This window comes from Roseomonas genomospecies 6 (assembly GCF_008365375.1).
Classification (GTDB): domain Bacteria; phylum Pseudomonadota; class Alphaproteobacteria; order Azospirillales; family Azospirillaceae; genus Azospirillum.
Genome location: NZ_QOKW01000002.1, coordinates 66,544 through 88,273 on the forward strand (window position 1 = coordinate 66,544; position 21,730 = coordinate 88,273).

At 67.9% G+C, this 21,730-nt stretch carries 20 protein-coding genes; 4 read left to right on the top strand and 16 right to left on the bottom strand.

From position 1 onward, the window contains the following. Nucleotides 1–114: 114 nt before the first annotated feature. The 3 genes from DS843_RS02720 to DS843_RS02730 form a co-directional block, all read right to left on the bottom strand. The gene (locus DS843_RS02720; protein ID WP_149467370.1) at nucleotides 115–1,407 is read right to left on the bottom strand and encodes a hypothetical protein; all 1,293 of its coding nucleotides are present in this window, start codon (nucleotides 1,405–1,407) and stop codon (nucleotides 115–117) included. A gap of 409 nt (nucleotides 1,408–1,816) precedes the next feature. Beyond that, complete coding sequence (locus DS843_RS02725) at nucleotides 1,817–2,251, bottom strand: bacteriohemerythrin (RefSeq protein WP_167525177.1); 435 nt, start codon at nucleotides 2,249–2,251, stop codon at nucleotides 1,817–1,819. A gap of 155 nt (nucleotides 2,252–2,406) precedes the next feature. Next, nucleotides 2,407–2,955: a GNAT family N-acetyltransferase gene (locus tag DS843_RS02730; RefSeq protein WP_149467372.1), complete on the bottom strand. Its 549-nt coding sequence runs from the start codon at nucleotides 2,953–2,955 to the stop codon at nucleotides 2,407–2,409. Nucleotides 2,956–3,054: 99 nt separating this feature from the next. Between DS843_RS02730 and cysQ the strand changes: the two genes are divergently transcribed. Both cysQ and DS843_RS02740 read left to right on the top strand, forming a co-directional pair. Further along, nucleotides 3,055–3,828: a 3'(2'),5'-bisphosphate nucleotidase CysQ gene (cysQ, locus tag DS843_RS02735; RefSeq protein WP_149467373.1), complete on the top strand. Its 774-nt coding sequence runs from the start codon at nucleotides 3,055–3,057 to the stop codon at nucleotides 3,826–3,828. Continuing rightward, on the top strand, nucleotides 3,822–4,619 hold the full coding sequence (locus DS843_RS02740; RefSeq protein ID WP_149467374.1) for a ferritin-like domain-containing protein: 798 nt from the start codon (nucleotides 3,822–3,824) through the stop codon (nucleotides 4,617–4,619). The genes cysQ and DS843_RS02740 overlap by 7 nt, the downstream gene beginning before the upstream one ends. Nucleotides 4,620–4,637: 18 nt before the next feature. On the opposite strand, the gene DS843_RS02745 is transcribed toward DS843_RS02740, so the two are convergent. From DS843_RS02745 to DS843_RS02775, 7 genes are all read right to left on the bottom strand, one after another. Further along, on the bottom strand, nucleotides 4,638–4,934 hold the full coding sequence (locus DS843_RS02745) for a type II toxin-antitoxin system RelE/ParE family toxin (RefSeq protein WP_149467375.1): 297 nt from the start codon (nucleotides 4,932–4,934) through the stop codon (nucleotides 4,638–4,640). Then, nucleotides 4,931–5,137 carry an addiction module protein gene (locus DS843_RS02750; RefSeq protein WP_208852173.1) on the bottom strand — a complete coding sequence of 69 codons (207 nt, stop codon included), beginning with the start codon at nucleotides 5,135–5,137 and terminating at the stop codon, nucleotides 4,931–4,933. Before DS843_RS02750 ends, DS843_RS02745 begins: the two co-directional genes overlap by 4 nt. Nucleotides 5,138–5,223: 86 nt before the next feature. Then, nucleotides 5,224–5,613: a DUF6285 domain-containing protein gene (locus tag DS843_RS02755; protein WP_149467377.1), complete on the bottom strand. Its 390-nt coding sequence runs from the start codon at nucleotides 5,611–5,613 to the stop codon at nucleotides 5,224–5,226. Beyond that, complete coding sequence (locus DS843_RS02760) at nucleotides 5,613–6,731, bottom strand: phosphotransferase family protein (protein ID WP_149467378.1); 1,119 nt, start codon at nucleotides 6,729–6,731, stop codon at nucleotides 5,613–5,615. Before DS843_RS02760 ends, DS843_RS02755 begins: the two co-directional genes overlap by 1 nt. Before the next feature lie 4 nt (nucleotides 6,732–6,735). Beyond that, entirely contained in the window at nucleotides 6,736–7,932 is a 1,197-nt protein-coding gene (locus DS843_RS02765) for an acyl-CoA dehydrogenase family protein (protein WP_149467379.1), read from the bottom strand. Between the two features lie 39 nt (nucleotides 7,933–7,971). Beyond that, complete coding sequence (locus DS843_RS02770) at nucleotides 7,972–8,733, bottom strand: SDR family NAD(P)-dependent oxidoreductase (protein ID WP_149467380.1); 762 nt, start codon at nucleotides 8,731–8,733, stop codon at nucleotides 7,972–7,974. A gap of 37 nt (nucleotides 8,734–8,770) precedes the next feature. Then, on the bottom strand, nucleotides 8,771–10,414 hold the full coding sequence (locus tag DS843_RS02775; protein WP_149467381.1) for an acyl-CoA synthetase: 1,644 nt from the start codon (nucleotides 10,412–10,414) through the stop codon (nucleotides 8,771–8,773). 222 nt (nucleotides 10,415–10,636) lie between these two features. Here DS843_RS02775 and DS843_RS02780 point away from each other — a divergent pair, with 222 nt between their 5' ends. After that, nucleotides 10,637–11,347, top strand: a complete 711-nt coding sequence (locus tag DS843_RS02780) for a Crp/Fnr family transcriptional regulator (protein ID WP_149467382.1) — start codon at nucleotides 10,637–10,639, stop codon at nucleotides 11,345–11,347. A 134-nt stretch (nucleotides 11,348–11,481) separates the two neighbouring features. On the opposite strand, the gene DS843_RS02785 is transcribed toward DS843_RS02780, so the two are convergent. Both DS843_RS02785 and DS843_RS02790 read right to left on the bottom strand, forming a co-directional pair. Next, a complete protein-coding gene (locus tag DS843_RS02785) occupies nucleotides 11,482–12,993 on the bottom strand; it encodes a hypothetical protein (RefSeq protein WP_149467383.1) in 1,512 nt (503 codons plus the stop codon). Then, the gene (locus tag DS843_RS02790) at nucleotides 12,990–13,319 is read right to left on the bottom strand and encodes a hypothetical protein (RefSeq protein WP_149467384.1); all 330 of its coding nucleotides are present in this window, start codon (nucleotides 13,317–13,319) and stop codon (nucleotides 12,990–12,992) included. Before DS843_RS02790 ends, DS843_RS02785 begins: the two co-directional genes overlap by 4 nt. 546 nt (nucleotides 13,320–13,865) lie before the next feature. Between DS843_RS02790 and DS843_RS31705 the strand changes: the two genes are divergently transcribed. After that, the gene (locus DS843_RS31705) at nucleotides 13,866–14,318 is read left to right on the top strand and encodes a helix-turn-helix domain-containing protein (RefSeq protein ID WP_286191903.1); all 453 of its coding nucleotides are present in this window, start codon (nucleotides 13,866–13,868) and stop codon (nucleotides 14,316–14,318) included. 362 nt (nucleotides 14,319–14,680) lie between these two features. On the opposite strand, the gene DS843_RS02800 is transcribed toward DS843_RS31705, so the two are convergent. From DS843_RS02800 to DS843_RS02815, 4 genes are all read right to left on the bottom strand, one after another. Beyond that, nucleotides 14,681–17,245, bottom strand: a complete 2,565-nt coding sequence (locus DS843_RS02800; protein ID WP_149467385.1) for an SUMF1/EgtB/PvdO family nonheme iron enzyme — start codon at nucleotides 17,243–17,245, stop codon at nucleotides 14,681–14,683. A gap of 144 nt (nucleotides 17,246–17,389) precedes the next feature. Continuing rightward, complete coding sequence (locus tag DS843_RS02805; RefSeq protein WP_149467386.1) at nucleotides 17,390–19,228, bottom strand: adenylate/guanylate cyclase domain-containing protein; 1,839 nt, start codon at nucleotides 19,226–19,228, stop codon at nucleotides 17,390–17,392. A 71-nt stretch (nucleotides 19,229–19,299) separates the two neighbouring features. Further along, nucleotides 19,300–20,472, bottom strand: coding sequence for a DUF4384 domain-containing protein (locus DS843_RS02810; protein WP_167525178.1), 1,173 nt, complete (start codon nucleotides 20,470–20,472; stop codon nucleotides 19,300–19,302). Nucleotides 20,473–21,162: 690 nt separating this feature from the next. Beyond that, nucleotides 21,163–21,681, bottom strand: coding sequence for a helix-turn-helix domain-containing protein (locus tag DS843_RS02815; RefSeq protein WP_167525179.1), 519 nt, complete (start codon nucleotides 21,679–21,681; stop codon nucleotides 21,163–21,165). Nucleotides 21,682–21,730 lie beyond the last annotated feature (49 nt).

A 21,730-nucleotide genomic window follows, 5' to 3' on the forward strand; every position in this document is an offset into this window, starting at 1 on the left:
TCCGGCGGACCGCGCGACATCTTCAACCAACCAGACGTGGGTCCGTTCCACGGCAAAGGCAACGGTGGACATTAAACCTGCGATGGCGGACCCGCTCCGCGGACGGGATCGCGCTCAGGCGCCGGCCATCGCCGCGGCGGTGAGCGGCTGGGTGTCCGTGCTGCTCTGGACGTCCACCGAGACGCCGCCGTTGACGTAGCCCGTCACCGTCTGGCGCAGCGCGTAGACCGTCTTGCCCAGTTCGGCGCTCATCGCCGGATCGTAGGTCGAGCCGGGAACCGGCTGGGTGTAGTAGAAAACCGCCGGCGTGCTGTAGGAGGTCGGCGGGATTTCCGCCATCAGGATCGTCATCTTCGAGCTGTAGCGGCAATCGGCCGGGATCTCGACCGTCTGGCTGACCGACAGATCGTAGTAGTTGGTGACCGAGGTCTCCTTCGTGCCCGTGTAGGTGTAGGACATGGAGAAGGTGCAGCCGACCTCGACCTCACCGGTCAGCCCGATCCCGTAGGTGAAGCGCACATCTTGGACATAGCCGATCGTGTAGGAGTCGGTGACCGACAGCGTCAGGGACTGCGATTTCCCGCTGGTGACGGACACCGTGTCGAACAGCGTCGCCGAGCCCTGGTTGGTTCCGGAGATCGAACTGGAGATTGTGCTCGACGGGCTGGCGGGGACCGGCGAGGTGATCGAGAAGGGCTCGACCTCCGAATGGACCGGGGGCAGCAGGTCCCACCGCCACGAGCCCTCCTTGTCGACGAAGGAGTTGCTGCGCAGGTCCGGAATGCCGTCCATGCTCAGCCAGCCGGCGACGGACAGGGTCTCCCCTTCGCCTTGGCCACCATCGTACAGCGCCACCTGCTGGGCGGTCAGCCCGCCGAAATAGATCGACGCCGCCCGGTCGCAGATGTACCAGCCCTCCAGCGACAGCGTCGAACTCATCGGCCATTCGCACAGGAAGAAGGTGTTGCGGTTGTCGGCGTAGGTCAGCCCGTCGAACAACTGAAACACGCCGGTGTTCAGGTCCACGCGCCGCCAGATGTAGGCGGACAGGCAATCGTTGGCACCGAGCTTCTCGACATCGACCGTTTGCGTCTGGCCATTGCCGATCAGATCGACGCAGCGCCCGCAGCCTTTGAAGCTGTAGGGCTGGCCGGCAGGTGGGGTGGCTTTGTGTTCCAGCAGGGTAAGGACGACCCCTTCCGGCAGGTTGAAGGCAACCCAGGTGGTCCGGTCGTTCATGCTGGTCCCGGCAAAGGAACTCTGGACGCCCTCGATCGCGCCAGAGGTGGTGATGGTCAGATTGCTGCTGGTCCAGTTCTGATCGGCGTACAGCATCACCGTTCCCGACGGAAGGCTGGCCGGATAGGCCACCGACGTGGACGGCGGCAGTTTGTAACGTTCAGTCATGGCGCTCCCTCACGGTTGGCTAGACACCCCAACCATCCGAATGGTCTTGACGCAAACGCCATACAACAAATGAAATGCATGACTTCACGAATTGCATTCATTTATATTTTTTCGGAGTGGCCGGAGCTACCGACCAAACATACCAACGATAATTTATGAAGACGAAACAGTATTGTTTGAATACATTTGCACTTAGCCGCTTTTCTGCAATTGATCATGCAGAAACTTCTCATGCAAACGTGTTCTTCACGGCCCGCATCCGGGGCAGGTCGTCCGGGATGGAGCGGGCGCGGCTTCGGAGTCCACCAAGGCCGGGTGAAAAGGGGATCGGGGCCGGTCCGGTCGACCGGTTCCGGAAAGGGCGGCAGCCCGACGGCAATCAGGCGGACGGAGGTCAGGCGGAGGGCAATCAGGCGGACGTCCGCTTCCGCTTGGCGCCCTGGTTCAGGCTGCGGTAGACCCGCTGGTCCTCTTCGATGAAATGGGCGATCAGGCGGTGTTGGACCCAGTTGGTCAGCTCATTGGGCGTGCAGAAGACGACGCCATACGGCCCCTCGAACCGCAGGGCCAGCAGTTCGTCGGTGATGTCGCGGTGCAGGCGCTTATGCTGATCCAGGATGGCCGACTTGGTGCTGCTCCAGAACTGTTCCTCGGCGGAGAAATGCTCCTCCGTGTACTTCACCAGGGCGGCGAAAGCGTTCTGGATGATCTTGTAGCCCTGCCCGGCCGCCACCGCCATGTGCAGCAGCCCGGCCAGTTCCAGCAGGGTCCGGTGCTGTTCGTCGATGGTCTCGTTTCCGACCGTGTATTCGTGCTTCCAGGGGAAACGAACGGATGGCTGCATGGGGCCCCGTCGGCGAACGGCCGCGCTGGTGGTGTGGAGGAAGGGGCACGATACCATCCGGATCGTCCCGGCGGGGTCGGACAACTTGCCGCAAATGGAATCCTCTTCCACCGGACTCGATGCAATTCGAGGCAAATTTTCCGAAAAATGCCGGGTCAGCTCGTCACCGGTTTCGTCATGTAGGTCATGCCGCCGCCGTAGGAGGCCAGCTTGGCCGCCAGCCCCGGCCCGCCGTCATGCGGCAGGAACCCCTGCGCGTCCCAGAAAGCCCGCGCGCCGGGGGTGGAGGTCAGGGCCAGCCAGCGGAACCCCTGCCGCGCCGCCAGCGCGTTCATCCGCTCCAGCGCCGCGGCGCCCAGCCCCAGCCCCCGCGCCACCGGAAGCAGGGCGACGTCGTGCAGATACAGGCAGTCCGGCGCATCCGGCAGAGCGCCCAGCGGCGCATCGAGCGGCGGCGGGGCGCCCAGCCGGCCCGGATGCATGACGATGTAGCCGATGCAGTCGTCATCGGCCTCCGCCCCACAGGTTTGCGTCCCACAGGTTTGCGTCCCACTGGCCTCCGCCATGGCGCAGCCGTCCGGATACAGCGCCAGCCGTTCGGCGAAGACGGCGCGGTCCTCCGGGTAATCGGGGTGCACCACCTCGGCGATGGCCATGACGCGCTCCAAATCCGCCGCTTCCATGGGCCGCCAGCGTCCGTTCATCCGCATTCTCCCGTCCTCCCCGCCCTTTCCAGCCTTCCAGCCCACCGTCCGGGCGCGCTATGGTGACCGTTCGCCCACCAGCCGACCGGAGGACCACCCATGACCGACACCGCCGCGGCAAGCCTGCTGCCCAAGGTGCGGACCATCGCCCACGAAGCGGGTCAGGTGATCCTGCGCTTCTACAACGACGGCATCGACGCCGCCACAAAGGTCGACGGCAGCCCGGTCACCCAGGCCGATCTGGCCGCCGAACACGTCATCACCCCGGCCCTGCACCACATCGCCCCCGGCATCCCGGTGGTGGCGGAGGAGGCGGTCGCCGCCGGGAACCGGCCGGACGTTTCCGGCGGGCGGTTCTGGCTGGTCGATCCGTTGGACGGCACCAAGGAATTCATCAGCCGCAACGGCGAGTTCACCGTCAACATCGCGCTGATCGACGGCGGACGCCCGGTCCTCGGCGTGGTCTACGCGCCGGCCACGGGCGACCTCTACGCGGCCTGCGGGCCGGGCACCGCCGTCCATTGGGTGGAGGGCCGCCACGACTACCCGATCCAGGTCCGCAAGCCGCCGCCCGAAGGGTTGACCGTGGTTGCCAGCCGCTCCCACGACAGCGGCAGCGAACTGGACAGCTTCCTCGCCGGCTACACGGTGAAGAACCGGATCACCTGCGGCAGCTCCCTGAAATTCTGCACGGTGGCCTCCGGCAAGGCCGATCTCTACCCCCGCTTCGGCCCGACCAGCGAATGGGACACCGCCGCCGGCCACGCCATCCTCACCGCCGCCGGCGGACGGGTGGAGCAGCCGGACGGCTCTCCCTTCCTCTACGGCAAGGCCGACATCCTGAACCCCCACTTCGTTGCGTATGGATGGTAACGACCCTGTGTGACGCGGCCGTCGCGGTGCTGACCACCGCGGCGCCGCTGGAAAAGGTGCGCCTGACGCGGGCCTACGCCGCGGCGTGGCGCGACGGACGCATCTCCGACTTCGGCTCGCTGGCCCCGCCGGAGCGCCCCGCCCGCCCGGAGCGCCCTCCCCTGATGCTGCCCCGCGACATGCCCAAGCGCGGGCGGGGCGGCAGCGCGCAGAACCGCGTCGCCTTGCTGCACGCGCTTGCCCACATCGAACTGAACGCCATCGACCTCGCCTGGGACATCGTGTGCCGCTTCGTCGGCGAGGGGATGCCGAAGGGCTTCACCGACGACTGGGTGCAGGTCGCCGACGACGAGGCCCGGCATTTCCAGATGCTGGAAGAGCGGCTGAACAAGCTCGGTTCCGGCTATGGCGAGCTGCCGGCCCATGACGGGCTGTGGCAGGCGGCCACCACCACGGCCCACGACCTCGCCGCCCGGCTGGCCGTGGTGCCGATGGTGCTGGAGGCCCGCGGGCTGGACGTCACCCCGGACACCGTCCGCCGCCTGAACGAATTCGGCGACGCGGAAAGCGCCGCCCTGCTCCAGGTCATCCACGACGAGGAGATCACCCACGTCGCCGCCGGGCGCCGCTGGTTCGGCCATCTCTGCGCGAAGCGCGGCGTTGACCCCGTGGAAACGTGGCAGGGGTTGGTGAAACAGTATTTCCGCGGCAGCCTGAAGAAGCCCTTCAACGTGACCAGCCGCCAAGCCGCCGATTTCGGCCCGGAATTCTACGAACCGATCGCGGAGTGATACGGAACGATGGCGCCGTCAGGTCCGGCGGCGCCACTGTTCCGGATGGCGGCTTGTGTGGAAGCAGGCGATGACATACACGCCGTCCGATTCAACACGGAAGAACAGTGCGTAGGGAAAGCGATCAAGCAATGCCCGCTGAATGCAGCCATGCACGCGCGGGAACCGGCCTGGCGCTTCTCCAATCCGCCACGACAGCGAATCGACGGCCTCGAAAAAGCGGTCGCCCAGACTGGCGGAGCGGGCATCGTACCATGCCTGCGCTTCAGCCAATTCCTCAGCCGCTTCAGGAAGAAAGTAGACGGGGCGGCTCACGCGCGCGCCGGACGCAGGACGCCCCGGAGTTCGGTCCAGGACACGGCCTTCACTCGGCTTTCGTGAAAATTGGCGTTCCGGCGGTCAAGCTCGGCCCGCACCTCTTCGGCAACCGGCACGTCGCCGTCCTCCAGCGATTCCCAAAGCTCTCCGATAAGCTCCAGGCGTTCCTGCGCGGACAAGTGACTGAAATCGATGGGCATGACGATCGGCTTTCATGAAAGGCGCTCGGCCAGCCAAATGGTAACGGCAAGGGAGGGAGTCGAGAAAGGAAAATCCCGGCAACTCCCTACCCCCGCAGCAGCTTCGGGTTGGCGATGCCCAGCCGGGCCTGGACGATCTCCTCCAGGCACTCCATCAGCACGTCCTGGCCCTCGTGGTCGAAGTCGCCCGCCGCGATCTCGATGCACAGCCGGTGCTGCAAGGCGTCCACCCGCTGGCGCAGGTCGGCGCCGGACAGGCTGTCGTCGGCGTCCTCGCCGTAGAGCAGGGCCAGCGCGGCCAGCATGGCGTGGCCGGCCTCGTCCACCCCGGCCAGTTCGCGCTGCACGATCCCCAGCGCGTTGGCGATCATCAGCGCCGTGTAGCGCTGGGCTGGCGGGATGTGGGGAAGCAGCTCCGTCCGGAAGGTCTCCGCGGTGATGCCCAGCAATTCCTGGGCGTCGGGGCTGGTGCGCATCAGGCGACCCTCTCTTCGCTGGCGTCCCCGGACAGGCCGGTTCCCACGGACGCCGCCGGAGCCGCCGTGAGCCCCAGGCTGCGGATGTGGCGCAGCAGGTCCAATTCGATTTCCGGCAGCATCCGCCCGGTCAGCGCCAGTTCCAGCGAGCGCTCCTCGCCGGAGGTGTGGCGGCGGCCCTGAAGGACGGCGATGGCCGCCCAGCGCATGTAGGCCGCGGTTTCCCAATAGGCCACCGCCTGCGGGTCCACCCGGCGGCCCGAGGTTTCCTCGTAGCCGGCGTAGAAGTCCTCCCGTCCGGCCAGCCCGCCCGCCTCACGGTCGTGGCGCCCGAACCGCCAGGAGCGGGCGCAGAACCAGCCGAGATCCTCCATGGGATCGCTGAAGCCCGCGAACTCCCAATCCAGGATGGCGGTCAGTGCCCCGTCCTTCACCAGATAGTTCCCGGTGCGATAGTCGCGGTGGCACAGCACCAGATCGCCCGGCGGCGGCGCGTGGATCTCCAGCCAGCGCAGCCCCCAGGCCAGCACCGCGTCCCGCACCGCCACATCGCCCAGCCAGTCGCGGTAGGCGTGAACGCAGTCGATGGCCGGCGACGGGTTGGGGACGGGCAGGTTCTCCAGCCCCGGCGTGTCCGGCCCGGCCCGGTGCAGGCGGCCCAACTGGCGCCCAAGCTCGCGGGCGAGGCCGCGTTGCGGCTGGTCCGACTTCACCACCTTGTGCCCGGCCCCGATGCCCTCGGCGCGGCGCATGATGTAGAAGTCGGCGCCCAGAACCGCCGGATCGCCGCAGGCGGCGATGGGTTCCGGTGCTGCCACCCCGGCGCCGAAGGCGGCGCGCAGAACGGCGAACTCCTGCGCCTTGGAAATGCTGGCCTTCATGGCAGGTGCCGCGGCGCCGCCGCCGGATTTGTTGCCGGCGGGCTGGGCGCGCAGCACGCAGGCGTGCCGCCCGGCCTGAGGCCCGCCGTCGATGTCCAGAGTTACCGCGAGGTTAAGCGAGATGGCTCCCCCGCCCAGGGTGCCTTCGTCGGCCACCGACACGCGCGTCGCGCCGGTCGCCCCGGCCAGCCACGATTCCAGACGCGGCCGGCTTTCCCCGTCGATCAGTGCGCCCATCCCATCACCCCCAGGCCCAGAATCCGTCGCCTTCATCCATGTAGAATCGCGCCAGCACCATCTTGTGGACCTCCGACGCCCCGTCCACCAGCCGGGCCTGCCGGGCGTAGCGGTACATCCACTCCAGCGCCGTGTCCTTCGAATAGCCCCTGGCCCCGCAAAGCTGGATGGCCGTGTCCACCGCCTTGTGCAGCGTGTCGGCGACATGGACCTTGGCCATCGACACCTCCTTGCGGGCGAAGTCGCCGCGGTCGAGCTGCCACGCCGCCTTCATGACCAGAAGCCGCCCGATCTCGATCTGCATGGCGACGTCGCCCATCATCCACTGCACGCCCTCGTGCCCGGCCAGCGTGGTGCCGAAGCTCTCGCGCTCGCGCACATAGGCGGCGGCGATCTCCATGGCGCGCTTCGACAGGCCGGTCCAGCGCATGCAGTGGGTCAGCCGCGCCGGGCCGAGCCGGATCTGCGTCGCCTTCAGCCCGTCGCCGATGTTCATCAGGACGTTTTCGTCGGACACCTCCAGCCCGTCGAAGCGCAGCTCGCAATGGCCGCCATGCTCCTCCGGACCCATGATCGGAATGCGGCGGACGATCTCCCAGCCGGGCTGGTCCTTGTCGAACAGGAAGGCGGTCAGCCCCTTGCGCTTGTCGTCGGAGGTGCGGGCGATCAGGATGAAATGCTGCGCCTCCCCCGCCCCGGTGATGAACCATTTGTGGCCGGAGATCACCCAGCGGTCGCCCCGCCGCTCCGCCCGCGTCTTCATCATCGAGGGGTCGGAACCGCCGCCCGGATGCGGCTCGGTCATCACGAAGGCGGAGCGGACCGTGCCGTCCACGATGGGCTGGAGCCAGCGCTCCTTTTGGGCCTCCGTCGCCACCTTGTTGAGAAGCTGCATGTTGCCGTCGTCGGGGGCGGCGCAGTTGAAGCAGACCGGCCCGAAGATGGAGCGGTTCATCTCCTCGTAGGCCGCGGCCATGCCGACGATTCCCAGCCCCTGCCCGCCGCGCACCGATGGCATCTGCGGCGCCCACAGCCCGGCGGCCTTCACCTCCCCGCGCAGGCGCTCCAGCAGGGCGGGCGCGATGTTCTCATGCTCGTCGAAGGAGGCCGGGTCCGCTTCCAGCGGCAGGATGCGCTCCTCCACGAAGGCGCGCACGCGGCGGCGGAAATCCTCAATCTCCGGGGGCAGGCTGAAATCCATCGGTTGCGGTCCTCTCCGTCGTTCTTTCTTCTTTGCTTGCTACAAGGTGCTGACCAGATGTCCGCCGTCCACCGGCACGACCGCCCCGGTCATGTAGGCCGACGCGTCGGAGCAGAGCAGCAGCAACGGCCCGTCCAGGTCCGCCAGCCGCCCCAGCCGCCGCTGCGGCACCCGCCGGATCAGCGCCTGCCCTACGTCGGTCGCCAGGAAATCGCGGTTCAGGTCGGTCTCCATATAGCCGGGGGCCAAGGCGTTCACGCGGATGCCGTGGCGCGCCCATTCCAGCGCCAGCGCCTGGGTGAGTTGGACCAGCCCGGCCTTCGACGCGGCGTAGGCCGCGACATGGCCCGCCACGCGCAACCCGAGGATGGAGGCGATGTTGACGATGGAACCGCCCCGCCCCTGCTCCTTCATCACGCGCGCAACCGCCTGCGCGGTGAGGAAGGCGCCCTTCAGGTTGGTGTCGATCACGCGGTCCCAATCCTCCTCGCCATGGTCGAGCGCCGCCTTGGACACCGTGGTCCCGGCGTTGTTGACGAGGATGTCCAGCCCGCCGAGCGCGCTCGCGGCCATTTGAACGCCGTCGCGGACGGAGGCGGCGTCGGTGACGTCCAGCGGGACGGCGACGGCTTGGCCGCCCGCGGCTTCGATCTCCGCGACGGCGGCGTCCAGGCTCTCGCGCCGCCGAGCGGCCAGGGCGACGCGGGCTCCCGCAGCGGCCAGCACGCCCGCGAAATGCCGGCCCAGGCCGGACGAGGCCCCGGTGACGAGAGCGCTGAGGTTGGTGAGGGTGAGGGTCATGGGGTGGGTCCTGAAGTCATGCTATTAGGGCTGGAGTTCATGCATCGGGCCCCCTTCCCAACCCCCTCGCCTGTTCGCGCAGCACGAACTTCTGGATCTTCCCCGTGGAGGTCTTCGGCAAGGCACCGAACACCACCGTCCGGGGCGCCTTGAAATGGGCGAGGTGGTCGCGGCACCAGCCGATCACATCGGCCTCCGTCACCCGCCCCTCCGATCCCGGCTTCAGCGTGACGAAGGCGCAGGGGCTCTCGCCCCATTTCGCATCCGGACGGGCGACGACGGCGGCCTCCATGACATGGGGGTGCTTGTAGAGGACCTCCTCCACCTCCAGCGAGGCGATGTTCTCGCCGCCGGAGATGATGATGTCCTTGGCGCGGTCCTTGATCTCGACATAGCGGTCGGGATGCAGGACGGCGAGGTCGCCGGTGTGCAGCCAGCCGTCGCGCAGCGCCTCGTCGGTCGCCGTGGGGTTCTTCAGATAACCCTTCATCACCGTGTTGCCGCGCAACGCCAGTTCGCCGAGAGTCTCGCCGTCGGCGGGGACTTCCTGGCCGGTCTCGGGGTCGAGCACGGTCTGCGCGGACATGGTGACGTTCGGCACGCCCTGGCGCGCCATCAGCACCGCGCGCTCCTCCAGCGGCAGGTCCGCCCAGCCCTCCTGCCACGCGCAGCCGGTGGAGGGGCCGTAGCATTCGGTCATGCCGTAGAGGTGGGTCAGGCGGAAGCCCATCCGTTCCATGCCCGCGATCACCGCGCTGGGCGGCGCCGCCCCGCCGGTCGCCACCTGAACGGGGCCGTGATCGAAGACCCGCTTCACCGCGTCCGGCGCGTGGATCATCATGGTCAGCACGACCGGCGCGCCGCAGAGATGGGTGACCTTCTCCTCCGCGATCAGGCGGAAGATCGCCGCCGGGTCCACGGTGCGCAGGCAAACATGGGTTGCCCCCACCGCCGTCACCGCCCAGGGGTAGGTCCAGCCGTTGCAATGAAACATGGGCAGCGTCCACAGATAGACGCTGTCGGGCCGCAGCCCGAAGGTGACGACGTTGCCGAGCGCGTTCAGATAGGCGCCGCGGTGGTGATACAGCACGCCCTTGGGGTTCCCCGTGGTGCCGGACGTGTAGTTGAGCGCGATGGACTCCCACTCGTCCTCCGGTACGCGCCAGGGGGCGGAGGGGTCTCCGGTCTTCAGGAAGTCCTCATACTCCACATCCCCGACCGGATCGGCGTCCTGCCCGGCGGGATCGTCGATCCACACCACCCGCGGCGGGTTCGTCATGCGCTCCAGCGCGGCGCGGGCCACGGCGGACAGGCCGCGGTCCACCAGGAACAGGCGGCTTTCGGCGTGCTCCAGGATGAAGGCGACGGCGGGCGGGTCCAGCCGCGTGTTCACGGCGTTCAGCACCGCCCCGGCGCCGGGGATGCCGAAATGCGCCTCCAGCATCGCCGGGGTGTTGAAGGCGAGGACGGACACCGCCTCCCCCGGACGGACGCCGGCCCCGGTCACCGCGGAGGCCAGCGCGCGTGCGCGGCGCTCCACCTCCGCCCAGCTCCGCCGCAGGGGGCCGTAGACCACGGCGGTCTTGTCCGGATAGACCATCGCGGAGCGGCGCAGGAAGTCCAGCGGCGTCAGCGGCACATGGTTGGCCGTGCGTCTGGCCAGTTCGGCGTCCACGGTCATGCCCTCCCCTGCACTTTTCCGGATGGCGCCTCATACCGGACGCCTTGCGGATGATGGTAGCCACGAACCATTGGACAGAACAAGGTTCACCTTCGGTCGGCTTGCCCCCGATACCCGCAAGGACGTGGCAGGCGCGGGCGAGCGCGTTACCGCCTCTGGGCGCCACGGACGTGGGCCGCACGCCTTGTACACTGGCTATGCACAACCCGGGTGGGGGCGGCCATGACGACGGTGCGGATCGCGTTCGACAAGGAACTGGTGCTGTCGGGGCACTTCCTGCTGAAGCATCTGGAGAAGCCGGAACTGCAACGCCTCGCCGCCAGCGCCCGGCTGGCCTATTTCCGGCCCGGCGCGGTCATCTTCCAGAAGGGCGACCCCGGCGACAGCATGATGGCGGTCATCCGCGGGCGGGTGAAGATCTGCTCCCACTCCACCGACGGGAAGGAACTGGTGCTGAACATCATCAACAAGGGCGGCCTGTTCGGGGAGATCGCCCTGCTGGACGGGGAACCGCGCACCGCCGATGCCGTGGCGCTGGAGGAGACGGACTTGCTGGTGCTCGACCGCTCCAAGTTCGTGCCCCTGCTGAACGAGCGGCCGGCGGTGGCGCTCCAGCTCATCACCGTATTGTGCAAGCGCCTGCGCCAGACCAGCGAGCATCTGGAGGACACGCTGTTCCTGGAAGCGTCCTCCCGCTTCGCCCGGGCGCTGATGCGGCTGGCCGACGTGTTCGGCAAGCCAGCGCCGGGCGGGCTGAAGCTGGACATCAAGCTGTCGCAGCAGCAGCTCGGCTGTTTGGTCGGCGTCTCGCGCGAGAGCATCAACAAGCTGTTGGGCGAGTGGCAGCGGAACGGCGTGATCTCCGTGGAATCCGGGCGGATCACCCTGCTCGACCGCGATGCGTTGGAGGAGATCGCGGAGGCGAATGGGTGAAGGGGGAGTGGTTGCGTTGGGCCCCCTCCCTAACCCTCCCCCACCTTCGGCGAGGGAGGGGATTTGAGCCCTCCCCCGCGAAGTGGGGGAGGGTTGGGTGAAGCGCGCCACATAATTTTGGAGTGCCGGACACATCAATCTGGAGCATTCGATTTGCTCCGCTCAATGGCTTCGACCCGCGCATCAAGATCGCGAAACAGGTGTTGGACCGCCGCCGCGAAATAGGGCAGCAACTGGTCTGGCCGGAGCGCTTGGCGACCATCCTCCTCCAGTACCCAGAACCCAGGAGCGGTTACAGCATCGCCATCACGGGTCGCTATACCTGCCTCAAGCGCGGCGGCGACCACATCCTGCGCAACCCACCCTGCATGCCGGCGACGACCGGCCCGCGGGGTCAGCACAAGTCGGCTGCGCGGGATCTCCACGGTTTCCATCACGGGGACCCGGTAGGTGATCTGCGATCCATCAGCGCCGCGAATCGCCTGCCCCGCCTCGGTGAACATTGGATATTCGAGGAACATCGGTTCGTCGACTTCCTCGAATTCGACCCGGACGATGGCCCGGCCATTCTCGACGGCCACGCGCTCGACCTCTCGCTGCACCCGCCGCATCTTCTGGCGCTCCACGATCTCCGGCTCGTCGGGCACGACGTCGATCTGTACGCCACCCTCTCGCCAGCGAAAGGTGATCGGCTGAAGCAAGGCCAGGAACCTTGCGGCGCGCGCGCCATCGATGGGCTCGCGGTCGGCCTTGTCCGGGCCATGGGATGTCTGGATGGTCCCGTTCGCCGACCAAATCGCAGAGAGCCGGGCATCCGATGCCCCTAACGAATACGCGTTGTCGACGACAGGACGGAGATTGGCCTGGACCCCCAGATCTCCACTATTGGTCCCAATCGTAGCGCAAGTACCGTCGCTCGACGAGCCTCCAATGAATGTGATTGCGCGATTTGCAGACGCCTTCGGAAGCACCATTACCTGCGGGACATTGGCGGAGCGCAGTTCCACGGTCGTGCCGGAGTAGGCGCCCACAACGATGGTCCCGGCTCCGGTTGGCCCGATGAGGCCCGTGTGAGTGGTGTCACCCACGGTCACGAAGCCCCGGACGGCGATCCTCTCCCCCGGGATTTGGGCGGTGCCGGCAGTGCCCACGTACATGTTGCCGGTGGCGGACAGCCGCCATGACTCAACGCCAGCATTGGCGACGGCGACGGCATCGGCGCCGGGAGAGAAGAACCCGCTACCACTCCACGGGCCAAAATATGCAGATGGTGCAACAGCAGAGCCCACGTCGAAGGGAACGCCTCCGTTCTCATCCTTCGCCATGGCACGCTGGGCTGGGATTGTCGAGTAGACATACTTCGTCTCCGCACCCCAGTTCACGGCCCCCCCGCCGTTGGATGAACTGAGCACCGCCGCTCGCGTTAGGGTGACGGAACTGCCTGCGGTGATGACTCCCTCGACAACCTCCCACTGGGTGGGCTGGTCCAGGCTGTCGACCACGGTGTACCCAACTCGATCGCCGCTGGTGATGCCGCCCGCTGAGAGGAAGCTGTTCCAGCCGGTCGGCGCACCGCCAAGCGTGTAGGTGCCGGTCCCCACCGTCGTTGTGGTCTGCAACACTCTGTTGCCGTACTTCACCATCATAGGTCTTCCTCAATGATGTAGGTTTTGGAAAACGCGGACACCCGTGGCTGCGTGATGGGGGTCACACTCTCCGGCGTGCCCAGCAGCACGCGGCGAAGCGGTGTGTCCGGATGGGTGCAAATAAGCATCTGCCCGAGGCATCCCAGACGTCGATCAGCATCCTCGATCACGTCCGCATCGGACGAAGGCACCCGCGGGAAGGTGATGGACAACCGTCGATACCGAGGCCCAAAAGTGCGAAACCGTCGACCGGATTTGGGCGCCTTGCTCTTCTTGCCCTCGTCGACCCACTCCCGCGCCCAGTCATAGGAGAAGTTGCGTGCCATGACGTGGGCGGGCCCCGCCCAAAGGCGCCCCCCTGGACATACGGTGCTGCGGAGGCAACGGTCAGACGCAGGTACCGTGGATACTGCGCCGCCGGCAGAAAGCTCCACCAATAGCCATAGTCGGCGTTAACCAACGGAACAGACAAAAGCGTGCCAGTTCCAGGCGTGGCGGCGTCGAGCGTCAGCGTAATTCCTTCGCCGGTTCCGAGCTGGACGCCGCTGCGCGGCATAACCAGGCAGACCACGCCCACCTCGACCGGCCGGCCGAAGTCCGCCTGGACCCACCGCCCGCTGCCTGGAAGCGACCGCCACACCTCCTCCGGCGACAAGGTCGCGAGGTTGGCTACTCCAAGCCCATCGACCTCGCTGTTCGTGCTCAGAACGGTGCCGGCGCTCGACACCCAATCCATGGTGCTGATGAGGGCGTTTGTCATTGGCCGAAAATCGCTATGGTGAGTGTCACGTCGTCGTCGTCGATGTCCTGACCGACGACGATCCCCATCGGCCCGCCCGACAGGCCGCGCATGGGATAGGTCAGACGCACCGATGGCCGAGAAGCTGAATTGGAAACTCAACACCCTCGCCAACTACGAGCAGGGCAAGAACCTGCCTGACCACGAATTTCTCGCCCGCCTTCAAGAGCTTGGGTACTCGTTGGATTGGATCATCACCGGGCATGGTGAGATGTATCTGATCGAGGCCAAGCACTCCGGGCATGAGGGCACCGAAGGAACCAGCATGGCCGTTCCGGCCTATATGCTGGATGAGGATCTGATGGCTCGTCTGGTGGATGGGATCACGGCGGCCTATAAGGATGCCGGGCAGGGGCTCGCGCCGGTTCACCTCGGCCGCATGGCCGCGCGCCTGGTCAACGAAATCGTGGCTGCATCGGACGGCCCGGAGGACTATCCTGGCGCTCTCAAGATGCGGCTGGCCCAGCTCCGCAACGAGCTGCGCTCCGCGGCCAGCGATCCCGCCTCAAGCAAACGCTTGGCCTGAGAGTGGTACGGAATACCCCACACGAGAGTGTGCATACTGAAGGGGCAGTTGACAACTCATACGCGAATATGCAGCTTCGCACGGTTTTCTCGAAGCGTGTTAAGAGGGTATCCCGGCCCGCTAAGAGACGCCTGAAGCGCCCGCCGACCGGTCCCTATGGCGCTCCAAAGATAAATGACCCGGAGGCGGATTTTCTCCGCACTCCAGGTTCAACGGAATTTTGGGAGCGCTGGGGCGACGATGGGAAACCCGAATGGAATCAACGATCCCACGGCATCCCGCCAAATCCCGTCATATCCCGCCCACTCCAGGGTTCACTGTCTGTCAACATTGGGAGGGGGCCCACCTCAACCACTCCCCCCTCAATTTAACTCCCGCAGCACCCGCACCCCGTTGTTCAGGTACCGCACGTCGGCGTCGTAGAACAGCCGCGCGGTGTCGCTGATGTCGTTCAGGCTGGCCCGCCAGGACCCGCCCCGCAGCACGCGCTCCCGGCAGTTGGCCGACGTCCGGGCGCTGCCGTCCGTCGGCGCCCCGCCATAGTCCGGATGCCAGCAGTCGGCCACCCACTCCGCCACGCCGCCGTTCATGTCGTGCAGCCCGAAGGGGTTCGGCTTGTAGCTGCCGACCGAGGCCGGCGTCAGACGCTCCTGCGTTCCGCCGCAGTCCTTGCAATTGGCGAGCGTCCCCGTCTGCCCGTCCCACCAATAGCGGCCCGTCGTGCCGCCGCGCGCCGCGTACTCCCATTCCGCCTCGGTCGGCAGGCGGTAGCGCTGGCCGGTCTTCTGGCTCAGCCACTTCGTGTAGGCCTGGGCCTCCAGCCAGGAGATGTTGTGGATCGGGGTGGCGTCGCTGGGCTTGGTCATGCGCGGCATGCCGCCGGAGCAGCCGCCGCCCTCCACGCAGGCGCGCCATTCGGCCACCGTCACCTCGTAGGCGCCGATCGCGAAGGGCTTGGCGATGGTCACCCGATGCGTCGGGCGTTCGGAGCGGTCGCCCTGGTCGCTGCCCATGATGAAGCTGCCGGGCGTGATGCGCACCATCACCGGGCAATCGGGGCAATCGCGGAAACTGGCGGACCGGCTGTGGTTGCGCACCGCGCTGTTGCCGTTGGCGGGCGCGGCGGCCACCTGCTCCGGTTCCGGCTCGGCTTGAGGCGGCGCGGGGCGAGGTGGCGCGGGTGGAGGCGGTGACGCGGCCTCGACCACCGGCGGCGGAGGCGGCGGAGGTGGCGGGGGTGGTTGCGGTTCCGCCGCGGCGACTTCCGGCGGTTTGGCGGCGGGTTTGGTGGCGGGGGCGAGCGCGCCCAGCTTCTCGCGCGCCGGCTTCGCGTAGGTGCCGTTGCCGAACAGCCTCAGGAAGGCTTCGAAGTCGGCGGCCTCGCGGCTGCCCTTCACCATCTGCCAGAGCGATTCCTCCAGCGCGGGCGCCGTGGGGGCGGCGCCCGGCGGAGCGATCTCCAACGCCACCGTGCCGGTGGCCCGTCCCCCCTTCCCGTCCTCCGCCAGATAGGCGAAGGCTCCGGCGGGGCCGGCGGCCTCCTGCTCCGGATCGAAGGTCAGCCGGGCCAGCCCTTCGGGCGGCAGCCGGTCGCCGGGGCGGACCAGGGTGGCACCGTCCCGCACCTTGCCGCGGTCGGGCACGGCGGTGACGGTGATGGTCAGGGCGTCGCCGTCGGGGTCCACGGGCGGATCGATGGCCAGCGGGTTCGCCAGGGCGCGGATGGTGCGCGGCCCGGCGACGACCGGCGCGCGGTTGCTGGGCGTGATGGTGATCGCCACCCCGCCCCGCGCGACGCCGCCGCGCCCGTCCATGATGGCGAAGTCGAAGCGCCCGGCATCCCCCACCGCCGTCGCGTCCGGCTTGAAGCTGGTGGCGGCGAGTTGCTCCACCGTCAGGTAATCGCCGATCAGCACGATGCGGTCGCCGATGCGCACGCTGCCGCCGAGCGGCAGGCCGGAGATCTGGGCGAAGAGCTGGTCGTCGTCCGGGTCGGTCGGGCGCCCGATGCGCAGCGGCTCGGGGTCGGCGCGGTCGGACAGCTCCAGCGGGCGGATCTCCCCCAGCACCGGCGGGCGGTTGGGCGGGCGCGGGTTGAAGTAGAAGGGTGCGGCCCCCAACGAACCGAAGATGTAGGGCTCCTGCCGCCCGTTGGTCGCCTGCCGCACGGTGTCGCGCACGTTGCGGAAGAACAGGCTCAACTCCAGTCCCGGTGTCTGGAGGTGCTGGAGCAGCGCGTCGGTGTAGGGGCTGTGGTCGCCCTGCCCGTCCTCCGCCAACTGGTCGGCGCGGGTCGCCATGGCGACCAGGGTATCGCTCGGCGTATCGTCCACGCGGGCGAAGCCGTAATTCACCTGGACACGGTTCTGACCGGCCTGCTTCAGCCGGTCCACGAAGGGGTTGTTGCGGCAGGAATCGAGCATCAGGATGCCCAGCTTCCGGGCTTGCGACAGCTCGCCCAGCATCAGGTTCAGCGGCATCGCCTCGTAGACGAGGTCGCGTTCGCGCTCCAGCTTCGCGTCCGCCGGGACGATGTAGTTGTTGCCGCCCACCTGGATGCCGTGCCCGGCGTAGAAGATCACCGCCACATCGGCCTGCGAGGCGCGGATGCCGAAGTCGCGCAGCGCCCGCTCGAAGCCGCGGTTGTCCATGTCGAACTTCTCGTCGACTTCGAACTGGAGCTTGCGCAGGGCCTCGGCGATGGCCTTGGCGTCGTTGACCGGGTTCTGAAGCTCGGGGGCGAACTCGTACTTGCCGATGCCGACGACCAGCGCGATGCGCTTTTCCGGAGGCGGGGGCATCTGTGCGACGGCCTGCGGCGCCCCGGCGGCAAGGCCCAGCAACAGCAGGACGAGGGGCAGGACGAAGGCGGCAAGAGGCCGAAGCCACCCGCCTAACCAGCGCCGCGTCAACGGTTCGTCGGACATCGGCCGGCTCCATGGTGGGAAAGCGGTTGCGCACCCCGCACCCGGCACCTGTCGGCATAAAATTGCCTGTCACACCAGCTTATGATTTCGATTCCTGCGCACCAAGCGCTCATTCAGCCTAATCCCGAATACGGGGAGTGACGGTCACTCCCCCGCCGCCTCCGCGGGCCGGGCTTTGTCCTCCTCCCGGTCGCCCCCCCGGTCGAGAACCAGCCAGGCGCGGACCGCCTTGCGCTTGCCCTTCAGCGCCATGTCGCCGACCGGCAGGCCCGCGACCTTGCCCTGCAACGCGGTCCAGGTCGGCTCCCCGATGACGATCCGGCAATGGGGGGAGGAACGCATGTCCACCGTCTTGCCCAGCGCCTCCAGCCGGGCGGCGGTGTTGGCGGTGTCGCCCAGCAGCGAATATTCCATGTGCCGCAGCCCGCCCAGGCTGCCCGCCACCAGCGGCCCCGTGTGGATGCCCACGCGGATGCCGATGGGCGGCAGCCCTTCCGCCTGCCAGCGCCGGTTCAGCGCGTGAAGTTCCCGCCCCATCTGGATGGCGCAGCGAACGGCGCGCTCCGCGTCGGCGTCGATCTCCGCCTGGGTGGTGCGGGCGACGGGGGCGCCGAAGACGGCCAGGATGGCGTCGCCCACGAAGCGCAGCACGATCCCGTCATGAGCCGCCACCACACGGACCATGGCGTCGAGATAACCTTCCAGCCACAGGATCAGCGGCTCCGGCTCCAGAGCCTCGCAGACGGTGGTGAAGCCCTCGATGTCGGAAAAGAAGACGGTGGCGGTCAGCTCCTGCGGACGGGGGCGCCCGCCGGCCAGGAAGGTCGCGCGCTCCCGCCAGATCTCCTCGGCGACGGGCTGGGAGACGTGGTTGGCGAACAACTGCATCATGCTGCGGCGGTCGGCGCGCTCCTTCAGCGACAGATGCGCGGTCATCGCCGCGATGCCGCCCAGCCATGCGGCGGACGGCGCCATCATCGCGACCAGCGGCCCGCCCTGGGCGAACAGAGCCAGCGCCGCCGCCCACAGGCCCAGCAGACCCAGCAGGCTCGCCGGCACCAGAAGCCACACCGGCCAGCCGGCCACCGCCAGCGCGACACCCGCGGCGCTCAGCGCCAGGACCAGCAGCGCCGCCCAGCCGGACGACAGGTCGCGGCTGGTCCGCCCGTCGAGGATCTGGGCCAGCGCGTGGGCCTGGATCTCCACCCCCGGCGTGGACAGGCCGGCGACCGACAGAGGCGTGCGGTGCTGGTCCACCCCCACGAGCACGGTGCCGACCACGGCGATCCGCCCGGCCAGCCAGCCGCGCGGCAGCATTCCCACCATGTCCGCCGGATAGGTCGGGAAGGGCGGCGCGTCCGGCGACGGGCGGGCGTGCCAGTCGATGCGGAAGGGCTCCGCCGGGACCTCCCCCCCCGCAGCCCCTCCGGCAAGCTGGGCCATCCGCGCCGGGAAGCTGGGCAGCCCGTCCGGACCGCGCGGCACATGCCAACGCACCGTGCCGTCCAGCCGGTCCTTGGCGAGGTTGGCGTGGCCGTGCGGAATGCCGTCGAGGAACCGCCCGAGATAACGGCGCTGCTCCTCCGTCAGCGCCGTGTCGCCGAGCGCCGTGATGGCGACCACCGGCACCTTTGCGCGCTGGATGCGCTGGCGCAACCGCTCGTCGAGTGCCGGCAGGGTCGGCTGGTCGAACAGGATGTCCAGCCCGATGGCCCGCACCCCCGCCGCCTCCAGCCTCCCCACCAGATCGGCGAGGAAACCCCGGTCCACCGGCGACCGGCAGGCCAGCGTGGCGAACAGGTCCTCCCCCAGCGTGACCAGGACGATGCCGGGATGCTGCGGGGCGGGCGGCGTGAAATAGGCGATGGCGAGGTCGCGGAAGCTCTCGTCGGCGGAGCGCAGGGGCGGCACCAGCCGGGTCAGCCCCAGCGCCGCCGCCGACACGCCCACCACCGCGGCCACTCCCATCAAACCCTTGGCCATCAAACCCTTGGCGAGCCACGCGGCCTTCACCCGGCCCGGCCTGCCCCCCGATGTCCCCAACGGCGGCGCCCTCACTCCACGCGCAGAATCACCTGCGCCATAACCAGATCGGTCTGCTTCAGCGAATTCAGCGTCCGCTCCAGACGGGCCGCCGCCTCGTCGGTCAGCGGACGGAAGGCGTCACGCCGCCCCGGCAGGTCGGCGCCCAGATCGCGCCCGGCGGCGAAGCAGCGGACGTCCTGGTCGGCGGACAGGCTCCCCGCCCGTTCCGCGGCGCGCAGGGGCACCGGCATGCGGTCGCCGTCCAACGTCAGGGTGCGGTGTCCCTCCACCAGCGAACTGTCCGACGGACCGGGCGGGTAGATCGGCGTCAACTGGCCGCGCGTGTTGCGCAGGTAGCAGTAGACGTGGGCGTCGCGGTTCGTCTGGAGCACCAGCGTCACCGTCTCCCCGGACCGGTAGGTCGGGTAGAGGCCGCGGTCCGTGGACAGATAGAGGTTCAGCGGCGCCACGCTCTCCCTGACCGGGTCCAGCAGGGCCGCCGCCTGGGTGGCGCAGCCCGCGCCGGCCAAACGCATGGCCAGTTCCGCGCCCTGCCCATCCGCGGGGATCACGCGCAGGGTCAGGCTGTGGCGCGTCCGCCCGTCCGCTCCGGCGACGGTGAAGCTGTTGCCGTCGGCCATCGGAAGCTCGCGCGGCCAGGGCACCGTCGCCCCCTTGTCCCAGCGCAGCGTGACGGCGGCGCCCCGGCCCTCCTCGCGCAGGGTGGCCGGGACCAGCGCCGGGTCGGCGGGCTTGCGCAGCAGCACCGTGCCGCCCGACTTCACGCACTGGGTCCCGGCGCGGCCCGGGTCGAGGGTGAAGACCTGTTCCTCCCCCTTCTGCAGGGGACTGCCGACCGCGCGGGCGGCGCCCAGATCGGTCTGGAAGAAGCGCTCGCCACCGACGAGACTGCCGACGCCGCCCCAGCCCGAGGCGTCGGGCATGCGGTCGAGAGGCCCGTCGAACGGCCCCTTCACCCGCAGCATGCGCCCGTTGGCGAACAGGAACATGGCGTTGGCGCCGTCCGGCACGCTGACCGCCGCTCCGTCGGGGACCAGTTGCCCCTGGACATAGCCGGGGGCGGTGGAGGCGACCACCACGGCCTGCTCCGCCGCCGCACGGCTGGCCGCGAAACCGACGGCGCCGAAAGCCGCCAGGGTCAGGGCGGCACCCATGAGTGCGCTCAGGGTCTTTTGTGCCATGCACGCCTCCACCGGCGGGGATCGCGGAATCATTGGCGTTTCCCGGACTCCTGTCCAGGCGGCGAAGGGGGAAGGACGGGCCTGCGGACCCGGCCCAAAGAAGGGCTGGCCCCGTGATCGGACGGGCATGATCGGACCTCCGAAGATGATGCGCACCGGCCTGTCGCCGGCGTGTCGAGGCTAGGCGGCGGAGGGCCTGGACCGCTGTGAGACGCTCCACAGAGTTGCGCAGGTGCGGAAACCGGCCCCCACCCTCACTCGCGAGACTCTTCGCGCCCGCAGCACGAATCCCCTCCCTCGCCAAAGGCGGGGGAGGGTCAGGGAGGGGGCAAGACCTGCCCCACGCTGATATAGCGGAAATTATTTCGCACTGACATGCGGGAATTATCCTGCACTGGCACGGCTGAAACAGCTTACCAATCAACAGCTTACAGGGGGCCGAACTATACCGCAATAGTTCGACCCCCAGCGGGGAGGCTCCGCAATCGGGGTGGCGTGCTAAGTTATTGACAAACAAGAAGACAGCGCACGCATGCAAATGCCGCTGTGTGATTGCGGAGCCAATTGCGGACCTATTGCGGAGCCTAGTTCGGCCCCCCTCTGAGCTTACCTGCCCCGCTGTCAGCAGACACAAAAAAGGCCGGGCAACGTGTCCAAACGTCGCCCGGCCTGATCTGGTGCAGCCCTCGGTTAGCCGGCCGGCTGCACAGTTTCGATGACTTGACGGAACACGGTCGCAAGTTCGTCTCGCGACATATGGTCAAGGTTCCGACCAGCCAGAACCGACTGAACGTCGCCGATGCCCAGCGCTTCCATGGCGCGAATGGTGCCACGAAACGACATGGCTTCGTATTCGGGCATGTTCTCTTTCACGTCCCCAAATTCCCACGGGTTCTTGAACGTGAACACTTCATCGAAATTGGTGAACCGGGCGCGAAGCTCCTGGTAATCCCGCATCGTCATTTCGCGCGGGATGATCGCGACGGCCTTGGTGAACTTTTCACCTTCTCCACTCAGCAGCCAATGCAGATTGATCCCGGTTGCACGCCCGATTTTGGTAAGGGCTTCCGCTCCGGGGTTCTGCTTGTCGGCGGCGTAGTTCTGGACGGAGCTGTAAACCAGCCCCGCCTTTTCGCTAAGCGCAGCCAACGACATGCCGCTTTCCGCGAGCGCGTCCCGCAGCCGTGAGCCAATGGTAGTTTCGACCATGGAAGCCTCTTTTTCAGGTTGACCACCTACTAAAATAGGTGCCATACTA